Here is a 13541-nt window from a genome sequence, read left to right as displayed (position 1 = left end):
TACGGTAGGCCCGCAAGTGACCCACGGGAGCCCGGTGCACCGGGCTGAGAGGGGGGCTGAAGCCCCCGACCGTCGAACCTGATCCGGGTAATGCCGGCGCAGGGAGGAGCGTTGCCGTGCCGTCCCTGGGGCGACTGCATCTGATCACCGACACCCGGCCCGGCCGGAACCCGCTCGCGGTGCTCCGCGCCGCCCTGCCGGTCGCCCGCTCCGAGCTGGTCGTCCAGGTCCGCGTCGAGGACACCGCCACCGACCGGCAGGCGTACGACCTGGCCCGTCGGGCGGTGACGCTCTGCGCCGCGTACGGGGCGACCTGCCTGGTCAACGACCGGTTGCACGTGGCCCTGGCGGTCGGCGCGGCGGGCGGCCACGTCGGCGCGCACGACCTGCCGGTCGGGGCGGCCCGGCGGGTGCTCGGCTCGACCGCCGTGCTCGGCGCCACCGCCCGGGAACCGGCCACCGCGGCCGCGGCGGTCGCCGCCGGTGCCAGCTACCTGGGCGTCGGCCCGTGCCACCTGACCAGCACGAAGACCGGGCTGCCCGACCCGATCGGGCCGGCCGGGCTGCGTGCGGTCGCCGAGGCGGTGGCCGTACCGGTGATCGCCATCGGCGGGGTGACCGTGGCGGCGGTGCCGGGGTTGCGGGCCGCCGGCGCGTACGGGGTGGCGGTGGTCGGGGCGGTCTCCGGCGCGGCCGACCCGGCGCGCGCCACGGCGGAGCTGCTCGGGGCCCTGACGTGTTAAGAGGGGGCCCTTCCTATACCGGAGGCGTTAACAGGGGGCCCTTCCTTGCGGACGTGGCGGTGGTGGGGGCGGGGCCGGTGGGGGCGGCGATCGCCTGGCGGTGCGCGCAGCGCGGGCTGCGGGTGGTGGTGCACGATCCGGCGCCCGGCTCGGGGGCGTCGCGGGTGGCGGCGGGGATGCTCGCGCCGGTCGCCGAGGCGTACTTCGGCGAGCACGAGCTGACCGGTCTGCTGACCGCGTCGGCGGCCCGCTGGCCCGGCTTCGCCGCGGAGCTGGCCGAGGCGGCCGGGATGCCGTTCGGCCACCGGACCGAGGGCACCCTCGTGGTCGGCCTGACCGCCGACGACCTGGCCGAGGCGCGACGGCTCTGGTCGTACCAGCAGGAGCTGGGGTTGCCGATCACGATGCTGCGCCCGTCGCAGCTGCGCGACCGCGAGCCGGCGCTGGCCCCCCGGGTGCGCGGCGGCGCGGTCGCCCCCGGCGACCACCAGGTCGACCCGCGCCGGCTGGTGACGGCGCTGCGCACGGCGGCCGAGCGGGCCGGCGCGCGGTGGTCGCCGGCCGCGGTCGGCGCGCTCGGCGAGGTGGACGCCCGGGTCACCGTGGTCGCCGCCGGCTGCGGCGCCGCCGCGCTGACCGGGCTGCCGGTCCGGCCGGTGAAGGGCCAGGTGCTCCGGCTGCGTGCGCCCGGTCGCGCCGCGCCGGGCTTCCGGCACGTGATCCGCGGGTACGCCGACGGCGAGCCGGTCTATCTGGTGCCCCGCACCGACGGGGAGGTGGTGGTCGGGGCGACCGTCGAGGAACGCGCCGACACCGAGGTGACCGCCGGGGCGGTGCTGCGGCTGCTCCGCGCCGCCGTCGACCTGGTCCCCGAGCTGGCCGAGTACGACCTGGTCGAGGCGGCGGCGGGGCTGCGCCCGGGTACGCCGGACAACGCGCCGATCCTCGGGCCGCTGCCCGGCCGGCCCGGGGTGCTCGCCGCCACCGGCCACCACCGGCACGGCATCGTGCTCACCCCGCTCACCGCCGACCTGATCACCCAGCTGGTCGTCACCGGGGTGGCGGACCCGCTGCTGGCCCCCTTCGCCCCCGACCGCTTCACCGCCGGGCCGAGAACGCAGGAGAAGACGTGGAACTGACGGTCAACGGCGCCGGGCGGAGCCTGCCCGACGCGTCGACGGTCGCGGACCTGGTCCGTGTGGTCACCGACCAGCGGCGCGGCCTGGCGGTCGCGGTCAACGGCGAGGTGGTGCCGCGCGGCGGCTGGCCGGCGACGGTGCTGCGCGACGGCGACCGGGTCGAGGTGCTCAGCGCCGCCCAGGGCGGGTGAGCCGGATGTCCCTGGAGATCGGCGGCGTGACCCTCGGGTCGCGGCTCATCCTCGGCACCGGCGGCGCCGGCAACCTGCACGTGCTGGAACAGGCGATCCGTGCCTCCGGCACCGAGCTGGTCACCCTGGCGCTGCGCCGGGTCGACACCGGGCCGGCGGCCGGCGGCGGGCTGCTCGACCTGCTCGACCGGTGCGGGGTGCGGCTGCTGCCGAACACCGCCGGCTGCCACACCGCCGCCGAGGCGGTGAAGACGGCCCACCTGGCCCGGGAGGCGTTCGACACCGACTGGGTGAAGCTGGAGGTGATCGGCGACGAACGCACCCTGCTGCCCGACGGGGTGGAGCTGCTGCGGGCGGCGGAGGAACTGGTCGCGGACGGGTTCACCGTGCTGCCGTACACGTCGGACGACCCGGTGCTGGCCCGGCGGCTGGCCGACGTGGGCTGCGCCGCGGTGATGCCGGCCGGCGCCCCGATCGGCTCCGGCCTGGGGGTGGGCAACCCGCACCACATCCGGCTGATCCGGCAGGTCGTGGCCGTGCCGGTGATCCTGGACGCGGGGATCGGCACCGCCTCCGACGCGGCGCTCGCCATGGAGCTGGGCTGCGACGCGGTGCTGCTGGCCAGCGCGGTCACCCGGGCCGCCGACCCGGTGGCGATGGCCACCGCGATGCGGTACGCCGTCGAGGCCGGTCGGCTGGCGTACGGGGCGGGCCGGATCGCCCGGCGCTTCCACGCCCTCGCCTCCACCCCGGACGAGGGGCGGCCCGAGCTGTGACCCGTTCGGAGCGGGTCCTCGACGGGCGGTGGGCCGGCTCGGGGCGGCCCACCGCGTCGGGGGCCGCGGAGGTGCCGCCGCCGGTCGGCCAGGCCGGTCCGACAGTGTCGCCGGGTCCGGCGGTGCCGTCCGGGCCGGTGGTGCTCACCGACCGGTGGCAGGCGCGTCGGCCGCTGGTCGAGGTGGTCGCCGCGGCGGTGGCCGGGGGAGTGCGCTGGGTGGTGCTGCGGGAGAAGGACCTGCCCCGCGCCGAGCGGGTAGCCCTCGCCGCCGACCTCCGGGCCGTCCTCACCGAGACCGGCGGCACGCTGATCGTCGCCGGGCCGGACCCGCTCGGCGGCGACGCCGTCCACCTGCCCGCCGCCGGGCCCTATCCGCCGCCCCGGCACACCCTGGTCGGCCGCTCCTGCCACGACGCGGCGGAACTCGACCGGCTCACCAGCGAGGACTACGTGACGCTCTCGCCGGTCCACCCCACCCGAACCAAACCGGGGTACGGCCCGCCGCTGGGCGTCGCCGGGCTGCGCCGGCTGGTCGCGGTCAGCCCGGTCCCGGTCCTGGCCCTGGGCGGCGTCGAGACCGCCGCCCAGGCCCGCGACTGCGTCGCGGCCGGCGCCGCCGGTGTCGCGGTCCTCGGCGCGATCATGCGCGCCCCCGACCCGGCCCACACCGCCGCCACCCTCACCCACGCCTTCGACCGCGCACTCACCACCAAAGGACAGCCGTGACGCCGCAGACAGTCCTCACCATCGCCGGATCCGACTCCGGAGCGGGCGCCGGCATCCAGGCCGACCTGAAGACCTTCGCCGCCCTCGGCGCGTACGGCACCAGCGTCCTCACCGCAGTCACCGCCCAGAACACCCGGGGCGTCGACGCCGTCCTTCCGCTGCCGCCGCAGACCGTCACCGACCAGCTCGACAGCGTGCTCGGCGACTTCGCCGTACGCGCGGTGAAGACCGGCATGCTCGGCACCCCGGCGGTCGCCGACGCGGTGGCCGCGGCGGCCCGGGACGGCCGGCTGCCCCGGCTGGTCGTCGACCCGGTGCTGGTCGCCACCAGCGGACACCGGCTCGGCGTGGTGGACGCGGTCGAGCGGCTGCTCCCGTACGCCGAGGTGGCGACGCCGAACCGCGCGGAGGCCGCGGCCCTCACCGGAGGCCCGGTGACCACGGTCGAGGAGATGGTCGCGGCGGCCGAGGCCCTCGCCGCGGGCGGCCCGGCGCACGTGGTGGTGACCGGCGGCGACGTGGACGCGGCCGGCGAGTCGGTCGACGTGCTGGTCTCCGGCGGCACGACCACGCTGCTGCGGGCGCCCCGGGTGGCCACCCGGCACAACCACGGCACCGGCTGTTCGTTCTCGGCGGCGATCGCCGTCGGGCTGGCGGCGGGCCACCCGGTGCCGGTCGCGGTGGCCGCCGCCAAGGAGTACGTCACCCGGGCGCTGACCGGCGCCCGGGGTTGGGAGCTGGGCGCGGGACGCGGCCCGCTGGACCACTTCGGCTGGTCCCGTTGACCATCAGGGAGGCTGTCATGCAGGCACGTCGCAAGGTCTACGTCGAGGGGTCCCGGCCGGACGTCCGGGTGCCGTTCGCCGAGGTGGAGCTGACCGGGGAGAACCCGCCGCTGCGGCTCTACGACACCTCCGGCCCGGGCTCCGACCCGGAGGTGGGGCTGCCCGCGCTGCGCGGGCCGTGGATCGCCGAGCGCGGTGACGTGGCGCCGGTACGCGGCGCCGGCACCCCGCTGGCCGGGGAGCGCCCCACCCAGCTCGCGTACGCGCGGGCCGGGCGCGTCACCCCGGAGATGGAGTTCGTGGCGGTCCGGGAGGGCGTCGCGCCGGAGTTCGTCCGGGACGAGATCGCCGCCGGGCGGGCGGTGCTGCCGCTCAACGTCAACCACCCGGAGTGCGAGCCGGCGATCATCGGCAAGGCGTTCCTGGTGAAGGTGAACGCCAACATCGGCACCTCGGCGGTCACCTCCTCGGTCGCCGAGGAGGTGGAGAAGCTGACCTGGGCCACCCGCTGGGGCGCGGACACGGTGATGGACCTGTCCACCGGGAGGCGGATCCACGAGACCCGCGAGGCGATCGTGCGCAACTCGCCGGTGCCGATCGGCACCGTGCCGATCTACCAGGCCCTCGAAAAGGTCGGCGGGGACCCGGTGAAGCTGAGCTGGGAGGTGTTCCGGGAGACGGTGATCGAGCAGGCCGAGCAGGGCGTGGACTACATGACCGTGCACGCCGGGGTGCTGCTGCCGTACGTGCCGCTGGCCGTGGACCGGGTCACCGGGATCGTGTCGCGCGGTGGCTCGATCATGGCGGCCTGGTGCCTGGCGCACCACGAGGAGAACTTCCTGTACACCAACTTCCGGGAGCTCTGCGCGATCCTGGCCCGCTACGACGTCACCTTCTCGCTCGGCGACGGGCTGCGGCCCGGCTCGATCGCCGACGCCAACGACGAGGCGCAGTTCGCCGAGCTGCGTACCCTCGGCGAGCTGACCAGGGTCGCCTGGGAACACGACGTCCAGGTGATGATCGAGGGCCCCGGGCACGTGCCGATGCACAAGATCAAGGAGAACGTGGACCTCCAGCAGGAGTGGTGCCACGAGGCCCCGTTCTACACCCTCGGCCCGCTGACCACGGACATCGCGCCCGCGTACGACCACATCACCTCGGCGATCGGCGCCGCGATGATCGGCATGTTCGGCACCGCGATGCTCTGCTACGTCACCCCGAAGGAGCACCTGGGGCTGCCGGACCGGGACGACGTGAAGGCCGGCGTGATCGCGTACAAGATCGCGGCGCACGCGGCGGACCTGGCCAAGGGGCACCCCGGCGCGCAGGCGTGGGACGACGCGCTGTCGAAGGCGCGGTTCGAGTTCCGTTGGGAGGACCAGTTCAACCTCTCGCTGGACCCGGAGACCGCGCGGTCGTACCACGACGCGACGCTGCCCGCCGAGCCCGCGAAGACGGCGCACTTCTGCTCGATGTGCGGGCCGAAGTTCTGCTCCATGAAGATCACCCAGGAGCTGAAGGAGTACGCGGCGCGCGGGATGAAGGACAAGTCCGAGGAGTTCCTCACCTCCGGCGGCCGGGTGTACCTGCCGCTGGCCTGACCGCCCGGGCCGTCCGGCACCCGGCCCGGGGCGGTCAGTCGCGGTGGTGCCGGCCGGTGGAGCGCAGCGACCGGCGCTCGGAGCCGGACTCGGCCTCGGGCGTCGGGTTGGCCAGCCCGGTGACCCAGTCGACGTACTCCTCGTCCTTGGCCGGCAGCGGCTCGTCCGCCGGCGGGGCGGCGGCCGGCTCGGCGGCCCGGGGCCGGTTGCGCCGGAACAGGCCGCGCTTCCGGCGCGGCTTCTCGGCGGCCGGCTCGTCGGTCGTCGGCCCGGCGGTCGTCGGCTCGGTGGTCGTCGGCTCGGTGGTCTCCGCCGGGCCCTCGGCCTGGCGGGGGACCGCCGGCTCCTCGCCGGCCGGTCGGGCCGGGACGCCCGGGGTCGCGGCCTCGGGCGCGGTCCGCCGGAAACCGTTGCCGAACGCGTCCCAGCTCCCCGCCCGGTCCAGGTCGGGCAGGGGTGCCCGGTGCCGGGGACGGGGGGCCGGCGCGTCGCCGGACGGCTCGGTGCGCTCCACGCGCGCGCCCCGCTCGGCTTCGGGAGCGGCGGGCGGCTGCGGCGCCGGCGCGGGAGTGACCGGCCAAGCCGGCAGCGGTCCCGGACGTCCGGCGCTCTGCTCGGGGAACCCGGAGAAGGCGACCGTGGGTGACGTCGGAGCCGGCGTCGTGGTGTTCGGGCCGACCGGCTCGCGGCCGACCTGATCGGCCGCCTCACCGGTGGCCGGTCCCACCGTGCCGCCGGTCGGTCCGGCCGCCACGCCGGCCCGCGAGCCGCGCGGTCGCCTCGGGCGGGTGGCGGCCACCGGCGCGGCCTCGGGTACGGCGGGAGCCGTCCGCGGGCCGGTCCCGTCGGCGGTGGCGTCCGGGCCGGTCGTGTCCGTGGTGGCGTCCGAGCCGGTCGCGTTGGTGGTGGCGTCCGGACTGGTCGCGTTGCTCTCCCGGCCGGCCGTGCTGGTGACGGTGTCCGGGGCGGAGGCGTCGCCTTCGCGGCCGGTCGCGCTGGCCACGACGTCCCGGTTGAGCGCCTTCGCGGTCGCGTCCTGGCCGGTCGCGTCCGGGTTGGTCGCGTCCTGGCCGGTCGTCGCGGCTGCCGCCGGTGGCGTGGCGGGGCCGGAGGCGGCGCGGTCGGCGGCCCTGGCCCCCTTCCGGGGCCGCGCCGCCGCGACCGGCGGGGTCGCCTTGGACAGCTCCTCGACCGGAGCAGCCGGGGTGGGGCCGTCCGCCGTCGCGCCGTCCGGGCTCGGGGCCTTCCCGCCGGAGCCGGCTGCGGCCGTGCCGCCCGCGGTCGGGCCGTCCGAGGCGGTGCCGCCCGCGATCGGGGCAGCTGCGGTCGGGGCAGCCGCGGTCGGGGCAGCCGTGATCGGGCCAGTCGCGGTTGCGCCGTCCGTCGCACCGGCGCTCCGGGACCGAGGGACGGCACGCCCGGGCGTAACGGCGGGTGCCGGGTCGCCGGACGGTGCCGCCGAGCCGCCGGCCACCTCGGTCTGCGCCCGGGTCGCCGACGTGGTGCGGTCCGACCGGCGGCGCGCGGCGCTGGGACGCCGGGTGCTGGTGGATGCCGCTGCCGTCCCCGCGACAGCGGTCTCCGCGCCGGTCGGCTGCGGGCCGGTCGTCGTGCCGGGATCCGTCCCGGCCGGGCTCTCCACCGCCGCCCGCGCAGCGGCCGGCTCGTCGGTGTCGGCGACCGGGCCGGTAGCCGGGGCGGTCGGCGTCGAGGACGGGTCGTTCGCCACCGACGTCGGCGTCGCGGCCGGCGGTCGCGCTCCGCTCGGGGTTTGCCTCCCTCGGCCGGCCGGGGCGGCGGACCCGTCGACCGTGTTCGGGCCGGGGGCGGGCGGATCGTCGACCGACCGGAGGACGGCAGCCGGATCGGCGGCGGCCGGATCGGCGGCGGCCGGGGCCGTGGCGGTCGGAGTCGCGGTGACCGGGGCGGCCGGGCTGCCCGGGCTCGTGGTGGTGGCCGGGCGGGCAGCCGGCGTAGCGGCCTGCGTGTCCGTCGCCGGCCAGTCCCAGTGCGGCGGAGTGGCCCCGGAGGCCGGCCGGGCGGACGCGAACAGGTCGGTGGCGGCCGGGGCGACGGCGGTGCCGGGGGCGGCCGCGGTCTCGGTGGCGACCGGGAGCCCCGTCCCGGTGGGCAGCGGGCGGAGGATGTCGGTCGGTTCGAGGGCGTCCCGACGCGTACCGGCGGCGGGGATGAGCGGCCAGCGCAGCAGGGTGGCCGCTGACGAACCGAGCACCCCGGCGGCGACCGCGATGAGGGCTCCGTAATAGGGGGCGAGCTGGTAGCGGTCGGCGGTCTCACCCGGGCCGGCCGACAGGTAGGCGAACGCCACCAGCACCGGCCCGGCCGCCCCGCTGCCGCCACTGACCAGCGGCGGCTCTCCCCGCCAACGGGCCAGGGCGCCGGTGGCCGCGCCGCCGAGCAGCGCCACCGCCGGCAGGATCAGCATGGCCAGCCGCTCGGCCGCGTCGGGCGCGAGCCAGGACGGTTCGAGCACCCCGAGGCGTACGGTGGGCAGCGGTCCGCTGCCGGCCAGCGACGGTGCGACGGAGACCACGGCGAGCAGCCAGACCGCGGCGGCCACCAGCGCCATGTTCCAGCCCAGCGGCGGCCGGAGGAGCACGGCGAGGGCCGCGGCCGCGCCGGCCACCGCGCCGAGCATCGCGCAGATGCCGACGGCCCAGACCGGGTCCACGGTGAGCAGTTCCGCGGCCCGGGCGGGCTGCATGCAGAGCGGGGCGACGACGGTCGCGCCCAGGGCGGCGGCACCGGCCACGGCGAGCTGCTGCGCGGTCTGGGTCGGTGGCCCGTCCCGGCGGCCCAGGCGCTCGGCGATGACCGCCCCGGCCACCGCCGCGATCGCCGCGAACCAGCCCACCCAGACCAGCTGCGCCGGCCACCGGTTGACCGAGCCGTCCGTGAACGCGCCGGTCAGCCGGACGATGCCGAAACCGTACGCGATCCCGAGCTGGCCCGCCCCGGCCAGCACGCTCGCCCCGAGCGCCGTGAGCAGCGGTCTGCTCCACGTCCGATTGGCCATGTCGCGCACGTTACGGGCCGGTGCGCCCGATCGCCACCTTGGCACCGCGCGGCGCGGCGACCGGGCCCCAGCTGCGGCTATCCGGTGCGCCGGAGGGGCTCGCCGGGTCGGGTCCCCGACACTTCGCCGACAGGGCGGGGCCGGGCCGGCCGGTGGCGCGGGCGGGGACGCCCACGGCCGCCCGACGCCTTGGGCAGTGACCAATGCCGATCTGCTGCGTACGCGACGATGATTGCTCATTCTTCGATGTACGGCGTCCGTGCGGCCCGCTATTCCGCCCGACTCGCCACCCGGTGTCGGAATGGCGTACGCGGCCCCGCCGAGGGGCGCCGGCCGCCCCTCGGGCCCTCCTGCGGCTCGTCGTGCGGGGGCGCCTACTCAACGCCCTCGGCGACGCCGATCCTGAGTGGAGGATCACTCAACGGTCGCGTACCGTGTGGCCGGAGCGGGGATGGGCCTCGGAACACCTCGCCACATGGCGGGACGGCCGTCCCGCATGGTGAGGATACTCACTGTTAACAAATGCTCACCTTGAATAAGCGGGTGACCACTCTGGAGTTACATGCCCTGTTCAGGGACTCGGGAAGATGGCGGTATTCGGTGACCGGATCACACGTTGAATGCCGAGCGACCGATCTCGGCCTCACCGCCGCTTCCCAAACAGGATCTTGTCTGATGAAATCGCGGCCGTGCCGCGCGTGGCGGTGTCCGCTGCACCAGGCACGGGTCAGCGGGTCGGGCGCGGATGAAACGACGGAGGCGATGTCGTGAGCACCGGACCTTCCACCCTGCCCGAAAGCGGTGGCCCCGGCCAGCTCAGCCGTCGTCGCGGGCTGCCCCGGCTGCGCGACGCCCGGATCCGGACGAAGCTGGCGCTGATCCTCGTCGTGCCGATCGCGGCGGTGATCGCGCTCGCCACGGTCCGCCTGGTCACCGTCGCCGCCGGCGCCGAGGACGCGACCCGGATCCGGTCGATGACCGCGATCTCCATCGACGTCTCCCGGCTGGCCGAGGACCTGCACGCCGAGCGGATGGCCGCGGTCTCCTTCCTCGCCGACCCGCGCAGCCGCCCCGACGAGTACCGCAAGCTGTTCCGGGCGACCGACGAGCGGATCACCACGTACCGGACCGGACGCGAGGGGCTCGACGAGCCGCCGGCGGCCGTCCGGGACCTGCTCGCCGAGATCGACAAGCGGTTGGACACGTTGCCCGACGTCCGGCGGCAGGCGCTCGGCCGTCAGCAGTCGGCGGCCGGTGACGCCACCGAGCGGTACGCCGACGTGCTCGGCGAGCTGAGCCGGTACGGCGATGCGCTGTCCCAGGCGGCCCCCGAGGAGAGTGGCGCCGAGAGCCGGCGGGCGGTGGCGGCGTACGGGCGGGCCCGGGCCGCGGTCGCCGAGCAGGAGGCGGTCGCCTTCTCCGCGCTGTCCCGGGGGCGGTTGACCGAGGCCGACTACTTCGCCTTCGTGTCGACCCTGGCCCAGCGCAACGACGCTCAGCTCACCTTCTCCGAGGCCGCCGACCAGGCGCAACGCGACATCGTCTCCCGTACGGTGACCGGCGACCCGGTCCGCCGCGCCGACCTGGCCGCCGCCGACATCAGCCGCTCGATCGGCAAGCGGCCCGTGGTCCAGGCCTCCGACGCCGCCACCGCGATCGGCGCCGTCGACGCCCTGATGCGCAAGGCCGAGGTGGAGCTCCAGGACCGGCTGCTGGCCGACGCCGAGAGCGCCCGGGTCGACGCCACCCGGCAGGCCGCCATCGAGTCGGTGCTCGTGCTGCTCAGCCTCCTCGTCGCGATCACCCTGGCGGTGGTGCTCGCCCGGTCGCTGAACTTCTCGCTGCGGCGGCTGCGGGAGGGCGCCCTCGCGGTGGCGAACCACGACCTGCCCGAGGCGGTGAGCCGCCTCCAGAACATGGGCAGCGTCGGCGACAGTCAGGTCGAGGAGATCGTCCGCGAGGTACGCGACCCGATCCAGATCACCAACCGGGACGAGGTCGGCCAGGTCGCCCTCGCCTTCAACGTGGTGCACCGGGAGGCGGTCCGGGTCGCGGCCGAGCAGGCCGCGCTGCGTACCAGCGTTTCGACGATGTTCCTCAACCTGGCCCGCCGCAGTCAGACCCTGGTGGACCGGATGATCGGCGAGCTGGACGCGATCGAGCGCGCCGAGGAGGACCCGAAGCGGCTCGCGCAGCTCTTCGAACTCGACCACCTGGCGACCCGGATGCGCCGCAACGACGAGAACCTGCTGGTGCTCGCCGGCGCGGACACCGGCTCACCCCGGCGCGACGACGCCCTCCTGGTGGACGTGCTGCGAGCGGCGCAGTCCGAGGTGGAGCAGTACAACCGGATCGAGTTCGGCAGCATCGACACGGACATCTCGATCGTGGCCAATGCGGTCAACGACGTGGTCCGGCTCGTGGCCGAGCTGCTCGACAACGCGACCCGGTTCTCCCCGCCGAACACCACGGTGCTCGCCGACGCCCGGCGGATCCGGGACTACGTGCTGATCCAGGTGGAGGACCGGGGTCTCGGGCTGAGCGACGAGCAGCTGGACTCGCTCAACCGCCGGCTGGCCGCCCCGCCGACGGTCGACGTCTCCGCGTTCCGGCTGATGGGTCTCGCCGTGGTGAGCCGGCTCGCCAGCCGGTACGGCATCCGGGTCGAGCTGCGCCGCAACGCCGACGGCGGCACGGTGGCACAGGTGACCCTGCCGAACGCCACGGTGGTGCTGCCGGCCGACTCCGGTCCGGAGCCGCTGCCGACCCGTAACCGGCCGTCGCTGGGCACCGAGCCCGGCCCGTACGCCCCGGCCGGGCTCGGCGAGGCTCCGGTGGCGGGCCGTACGGCGACGCTCTCCGACGCCTGGCGCACCTCGGTGCCCGCGCCGGCGGTCTGGCAGGGGCCGGCCGACGCCCGCGACCTCGCCTCCGACGTGCGGGCCGCCGGCGCCGCGCCGGTGTCGGCCGCGCCCTTCTCGGCGCAGCCGATGTCGGGTGCCCCGGTCTCGGCGCAGCCGATGTCCGCGGCGCCCTACTCCGCGCAGCCGTTCTCCGCGCGGCCGGTGTCGGGGGCCCCGGTGTCGGCGCAGCCGTTCTCCGCGCAGCCGGTGTCCGCGGCGCCCTTCTCCGCGCAGCCGGCGGCTCCGGTCTCCACTCCGTCGATGTTCACCCCGAGCGCGGGGGCGGCCGGGTCGCTGCCCCGCCGGGGCGAGGCAGAGTCGGCCGGGTCGCTGCTGTCCGGCGGTCCGACGGCCGGCACGTCCCCGACCGCCGGCACGTCGCCGCCGCCGGTTCCGCTGCCGCCCGTCGCGCCGCCGCCGTTCCCGGTGGCCCCGCCGGCACCGCCGGCGGTCGCCGCCTCCGCGGCGCCGCTGATCGCCCGCCCGGACCGTCCGGCCGACTCGCCGATCTTCCGGGAGATGGAGGCGGTCTGGTTCCGGTCCCACGGCAACGACGCCACGGCCATCTTCACCCGGCCGCGCTTCGACGAGGAGCGGCCGGCCCTGCCTCGGCGGGAACCGGTCCCGGCGCCCCCGGCCGCCGCCGCGCCCCCGGCCGCCGCCGCGCCGCCGGTGGCACCGGCACCGCCCGTGGCACCGGCGCCGCCGGTGGCCGCCGCGCCACCCCCGCCGCCGTACGTCCCACCCGCCGCGGTCCCGCCCGCCGCCGTACCGGTCGCCCCGGCCGAGTCGGCGACGCCCACGGCGCCACCGGTCGAGCCGGCAGCGTCGGTGTCCGAGGGCCTGTCGGTCTCCGCGCCGCCCGCCTACTCGGCGCCGGAGCCGGCGGTGAGCGCCGAGGAGCCGGCCGCGGGGTCCGAACCCCCGCCGCTGGTCGAGCCGGAGGCCTGGCGTACCGCAGCCGACGACGGCTGGACCCGGGCGTCGAAGGCGGCCGCTCCCGCGGCCGCCGGCACGACCCGGTCCGGGCTGCCCAAGCGGGTACCCCAGGCGCAACTGGTGCCCGGCGGCATCGAGGAGAAGGGTGGCCGGGACCGTACCCGGCGCACCCCCGACGAGGTACGCGGCCTGTTGTCGGCCTACCACCGCGGCGTGCAGCGCGGGCGGTCGGCCGGGGCGGACCTGAACAGCACCCCCACCAAGGAGACGACTCGATGAACAGGCCCGCAGCGATGCAGGACATGGGTTGGCTGCTCACCAACTTCGCCGACAGCGTCGCGGGGATCGCGCACGTGGTGGCGGTCTCCGCGGACGGGCTGCTGCTGGCCTCGTCCCGGGACCTGCCGCAGGACCGCGCCGACCAGCTGGCCGCGATCACCTCCGGGGTGGTGAGCCTCACCGAGGGCGCGGCCCGGATGTTCAGCGCCGGCGGGGTGCTCCAGACGGTGATCGAGATGGACAGCGGCTATCTGTTCCTCATGTCGATCAGCGACGGCTCGTCGATGGCGGTGCTCGCCGCCCGCAGCTGCGACGTGGGTCAGGTCGGGTACGAGATGGCGTTGCTGGTGGAACGGGTCGGCGCCGCCCTGGTGCCGCTGCCCCGCGACGCGGTGCGCTCGTAGACGGACGGGTTGATCC

The 13541-nt window shown here is 76.5% G+C and carries 10 protein-coding genes and 1 riboswitch; of the genes, 9 read left to right on the top strand and 1 reads right to left on the bottom strand.

All coding sequences use genetic code 11. From position 1 onward, the window contains the following. The first annotated feature begins 13 nt into the window (after nt 1-13). Nucleotides 14-122: riboswitch (TPP riboswitch) on the top strand. The 7 genes from thiE to thiC all read left to right on the top strand — a co-directional run bounded on the left by thiE (nt 117) and on the right by thiC (nt 5963). Continuing rightward, nucleotides 117-743, top strand: a complete 627-nt coding sequence (gene thiE / locus GA0070564_RS13870; protein WP_091608812.1) for a thiamine phosphate synthase — start codon at nt 117-119, stop codon at nt 741-743. Its footprint overlaps the riboswitch before it by 6 nt. Then, nucleotides 737-1882, top strand: coding sequence for a glycine oxidase ThiO (gene thiO / locus GA0070564_RS13865; RefSeq protein ID WP_176730667.1), 1146 nt, complete (start codon nt 737-739; stop codon nt 1880-1882). The genes thiE and thiO overlap by 7 nt, the downstream gene beginning before the upstream one ends. After that, a complete protein-coding gene (thiS, locus tag GA0070564_RS13860) occupies nt 1873-2073 on the top strand; it encodes a sulfur carrier protein ThiS (RefSeq protein WP_091608808.1) in 201 nt (66 codons plus the stop codon). The genes thiO and thiS overlap by 10 nt, the downstream gene beginning before the upstream one ends. A gap of 5 nt (nt 2074-2078) precedes the next feature. Further along, nucleotides 2079-2849, top strand: a complete 771-nt coding sequence (locus GA0070564_RS13855; RefSeq protein ID WP_176730666.1) for a thiazole synthase — start codon at nt 2079-2081, stop codon at nt 2847-2849. A 122-nt stretch (nt 2850-2971) separates the two neighbouring features. Then, the gene (locus GA0070564_RS13850; protein WP_091609174.1) at nt 2972-3577 is read left to right on the top strand and encodes a thiamine phosphate synthase; all 606 of its coding nucleotides are present in this window, start codon (nt 2972-2974) and stop codon (nt 3575-3577) included. Next, nucleotides 3574-4362 (top strand): bifunctional hydroxymethylpyrimidine kinase/phosphomethylpyrimidine kinase, encoded by a 789-nt coding sequence (thiD, locus tag GA0070564_RS13845; RefSeq protein ID WP_091608802.1) that lies wholly within the window; start codon nt 3574-3576, stop codon nt 4360-4362. The genes GA0070564_RS13850 and thiD overlap by 4 nt, the downstream gene beginning before the upstream one ends. A gap of 17 nt (nt 4363-4379) precedes the next feature. Then, complete coding sequence (thiC, locus tag GA0070564_RS13840; protein WP_091608800.1) at nt 4380-5963, top strand: phosphomethylpyrimidine synthase ThiC; 1584 nt, start codon at nt 4380-4382, stop codon at nt 5961-5963. Between the two features lie 34 nt (nt 5964-5997). On the opposite strand, the gene GA0070564_RS13835 is transcribed toward thiC, so the two are convergent. Next, complete coding sequence (locus GA0070564_RS13835) at nt 5998-9000, bottom strand: hypothetical protein (protein WP_091608798.1); 3003 nt, start codon at nt 8998-9000, stop codon at nt 5998-6000. A gap of 767 nt (nt 9001-9767) precedes the next feature. On the opposite strand from GA0070564_RS13835, the gene GA0070564_RS13830 reads away from it, so the two are divergent. After that, nucleotides 9768-13121: a sensor histidine kinase gene (locus GA0070564_RS13830; RefSeq protein ID WP_091608796.1), complete on the top strand. Its 3354-nt coding sequence runs from the start codon at nt 9768-9770 to the stop codon at nt 13119-13121. Next, entirely contained in the window at nt 13118-13525 is a 408-nt protein-coding gene (locus tag GA0070564_RS13825) for a roadblock/LC7 domain-containing protein (protein WP_088973213.1), read from the top strand. The genes GA0070564_RS13830 and GA0070564_RS13825 overlap by 4 nt, the downstream gene beginning before the upstream one ends. Nucleotides 13526-13541 lie beyond the last annotated feature (16 nt).

This window comes from Micromonospora mirobrigensis, assembly GCF_900091555.1.
Lineage (GTDB): Bacteria > Actinomycetota > Actinomycetes > Mycobacteriales > Micromonosporaceae > Micromonospora > Micromonospora mirobrigensis.
Note: the sequence above shows the minus strand (reverse complement) of the source record. Positions and strands in the feature narration are given on the sequence as shown.

Excerpts from the sequence above, each read along its gene's own strand:
- GA0070564_RS13855 (WP_176730666.1), top strand. The coding sequence starts at position 2,079 with ATGTCCCTGGAGATCGGCGGCGTGACCCTCGGGTCGCGGCTCATCCTC.
- thiC (WP_091608800.1), top strand. The coding sequence starts at position 4,380 with ATGCAGGCACGTCGCAAGGTCTACGTCGAGGGGTCCCGGCCGGACGTC.
- GA0070564_RS13835 (WP_091608798.1), bottom strand. The coding sequence starts at position 9,000 with ATGGCCAATCGGACGTGGAGCAGACCGCTGCTCACGGCGCTCGGGGCG.
- GA0070564_RS13825 (WP_088973213.1), top strand. The coding sequence starts at position 13,118 with ATGAACAGGCCCGCAGCGATGCAGGACATGGGTTGGCTGCTCACCAAC.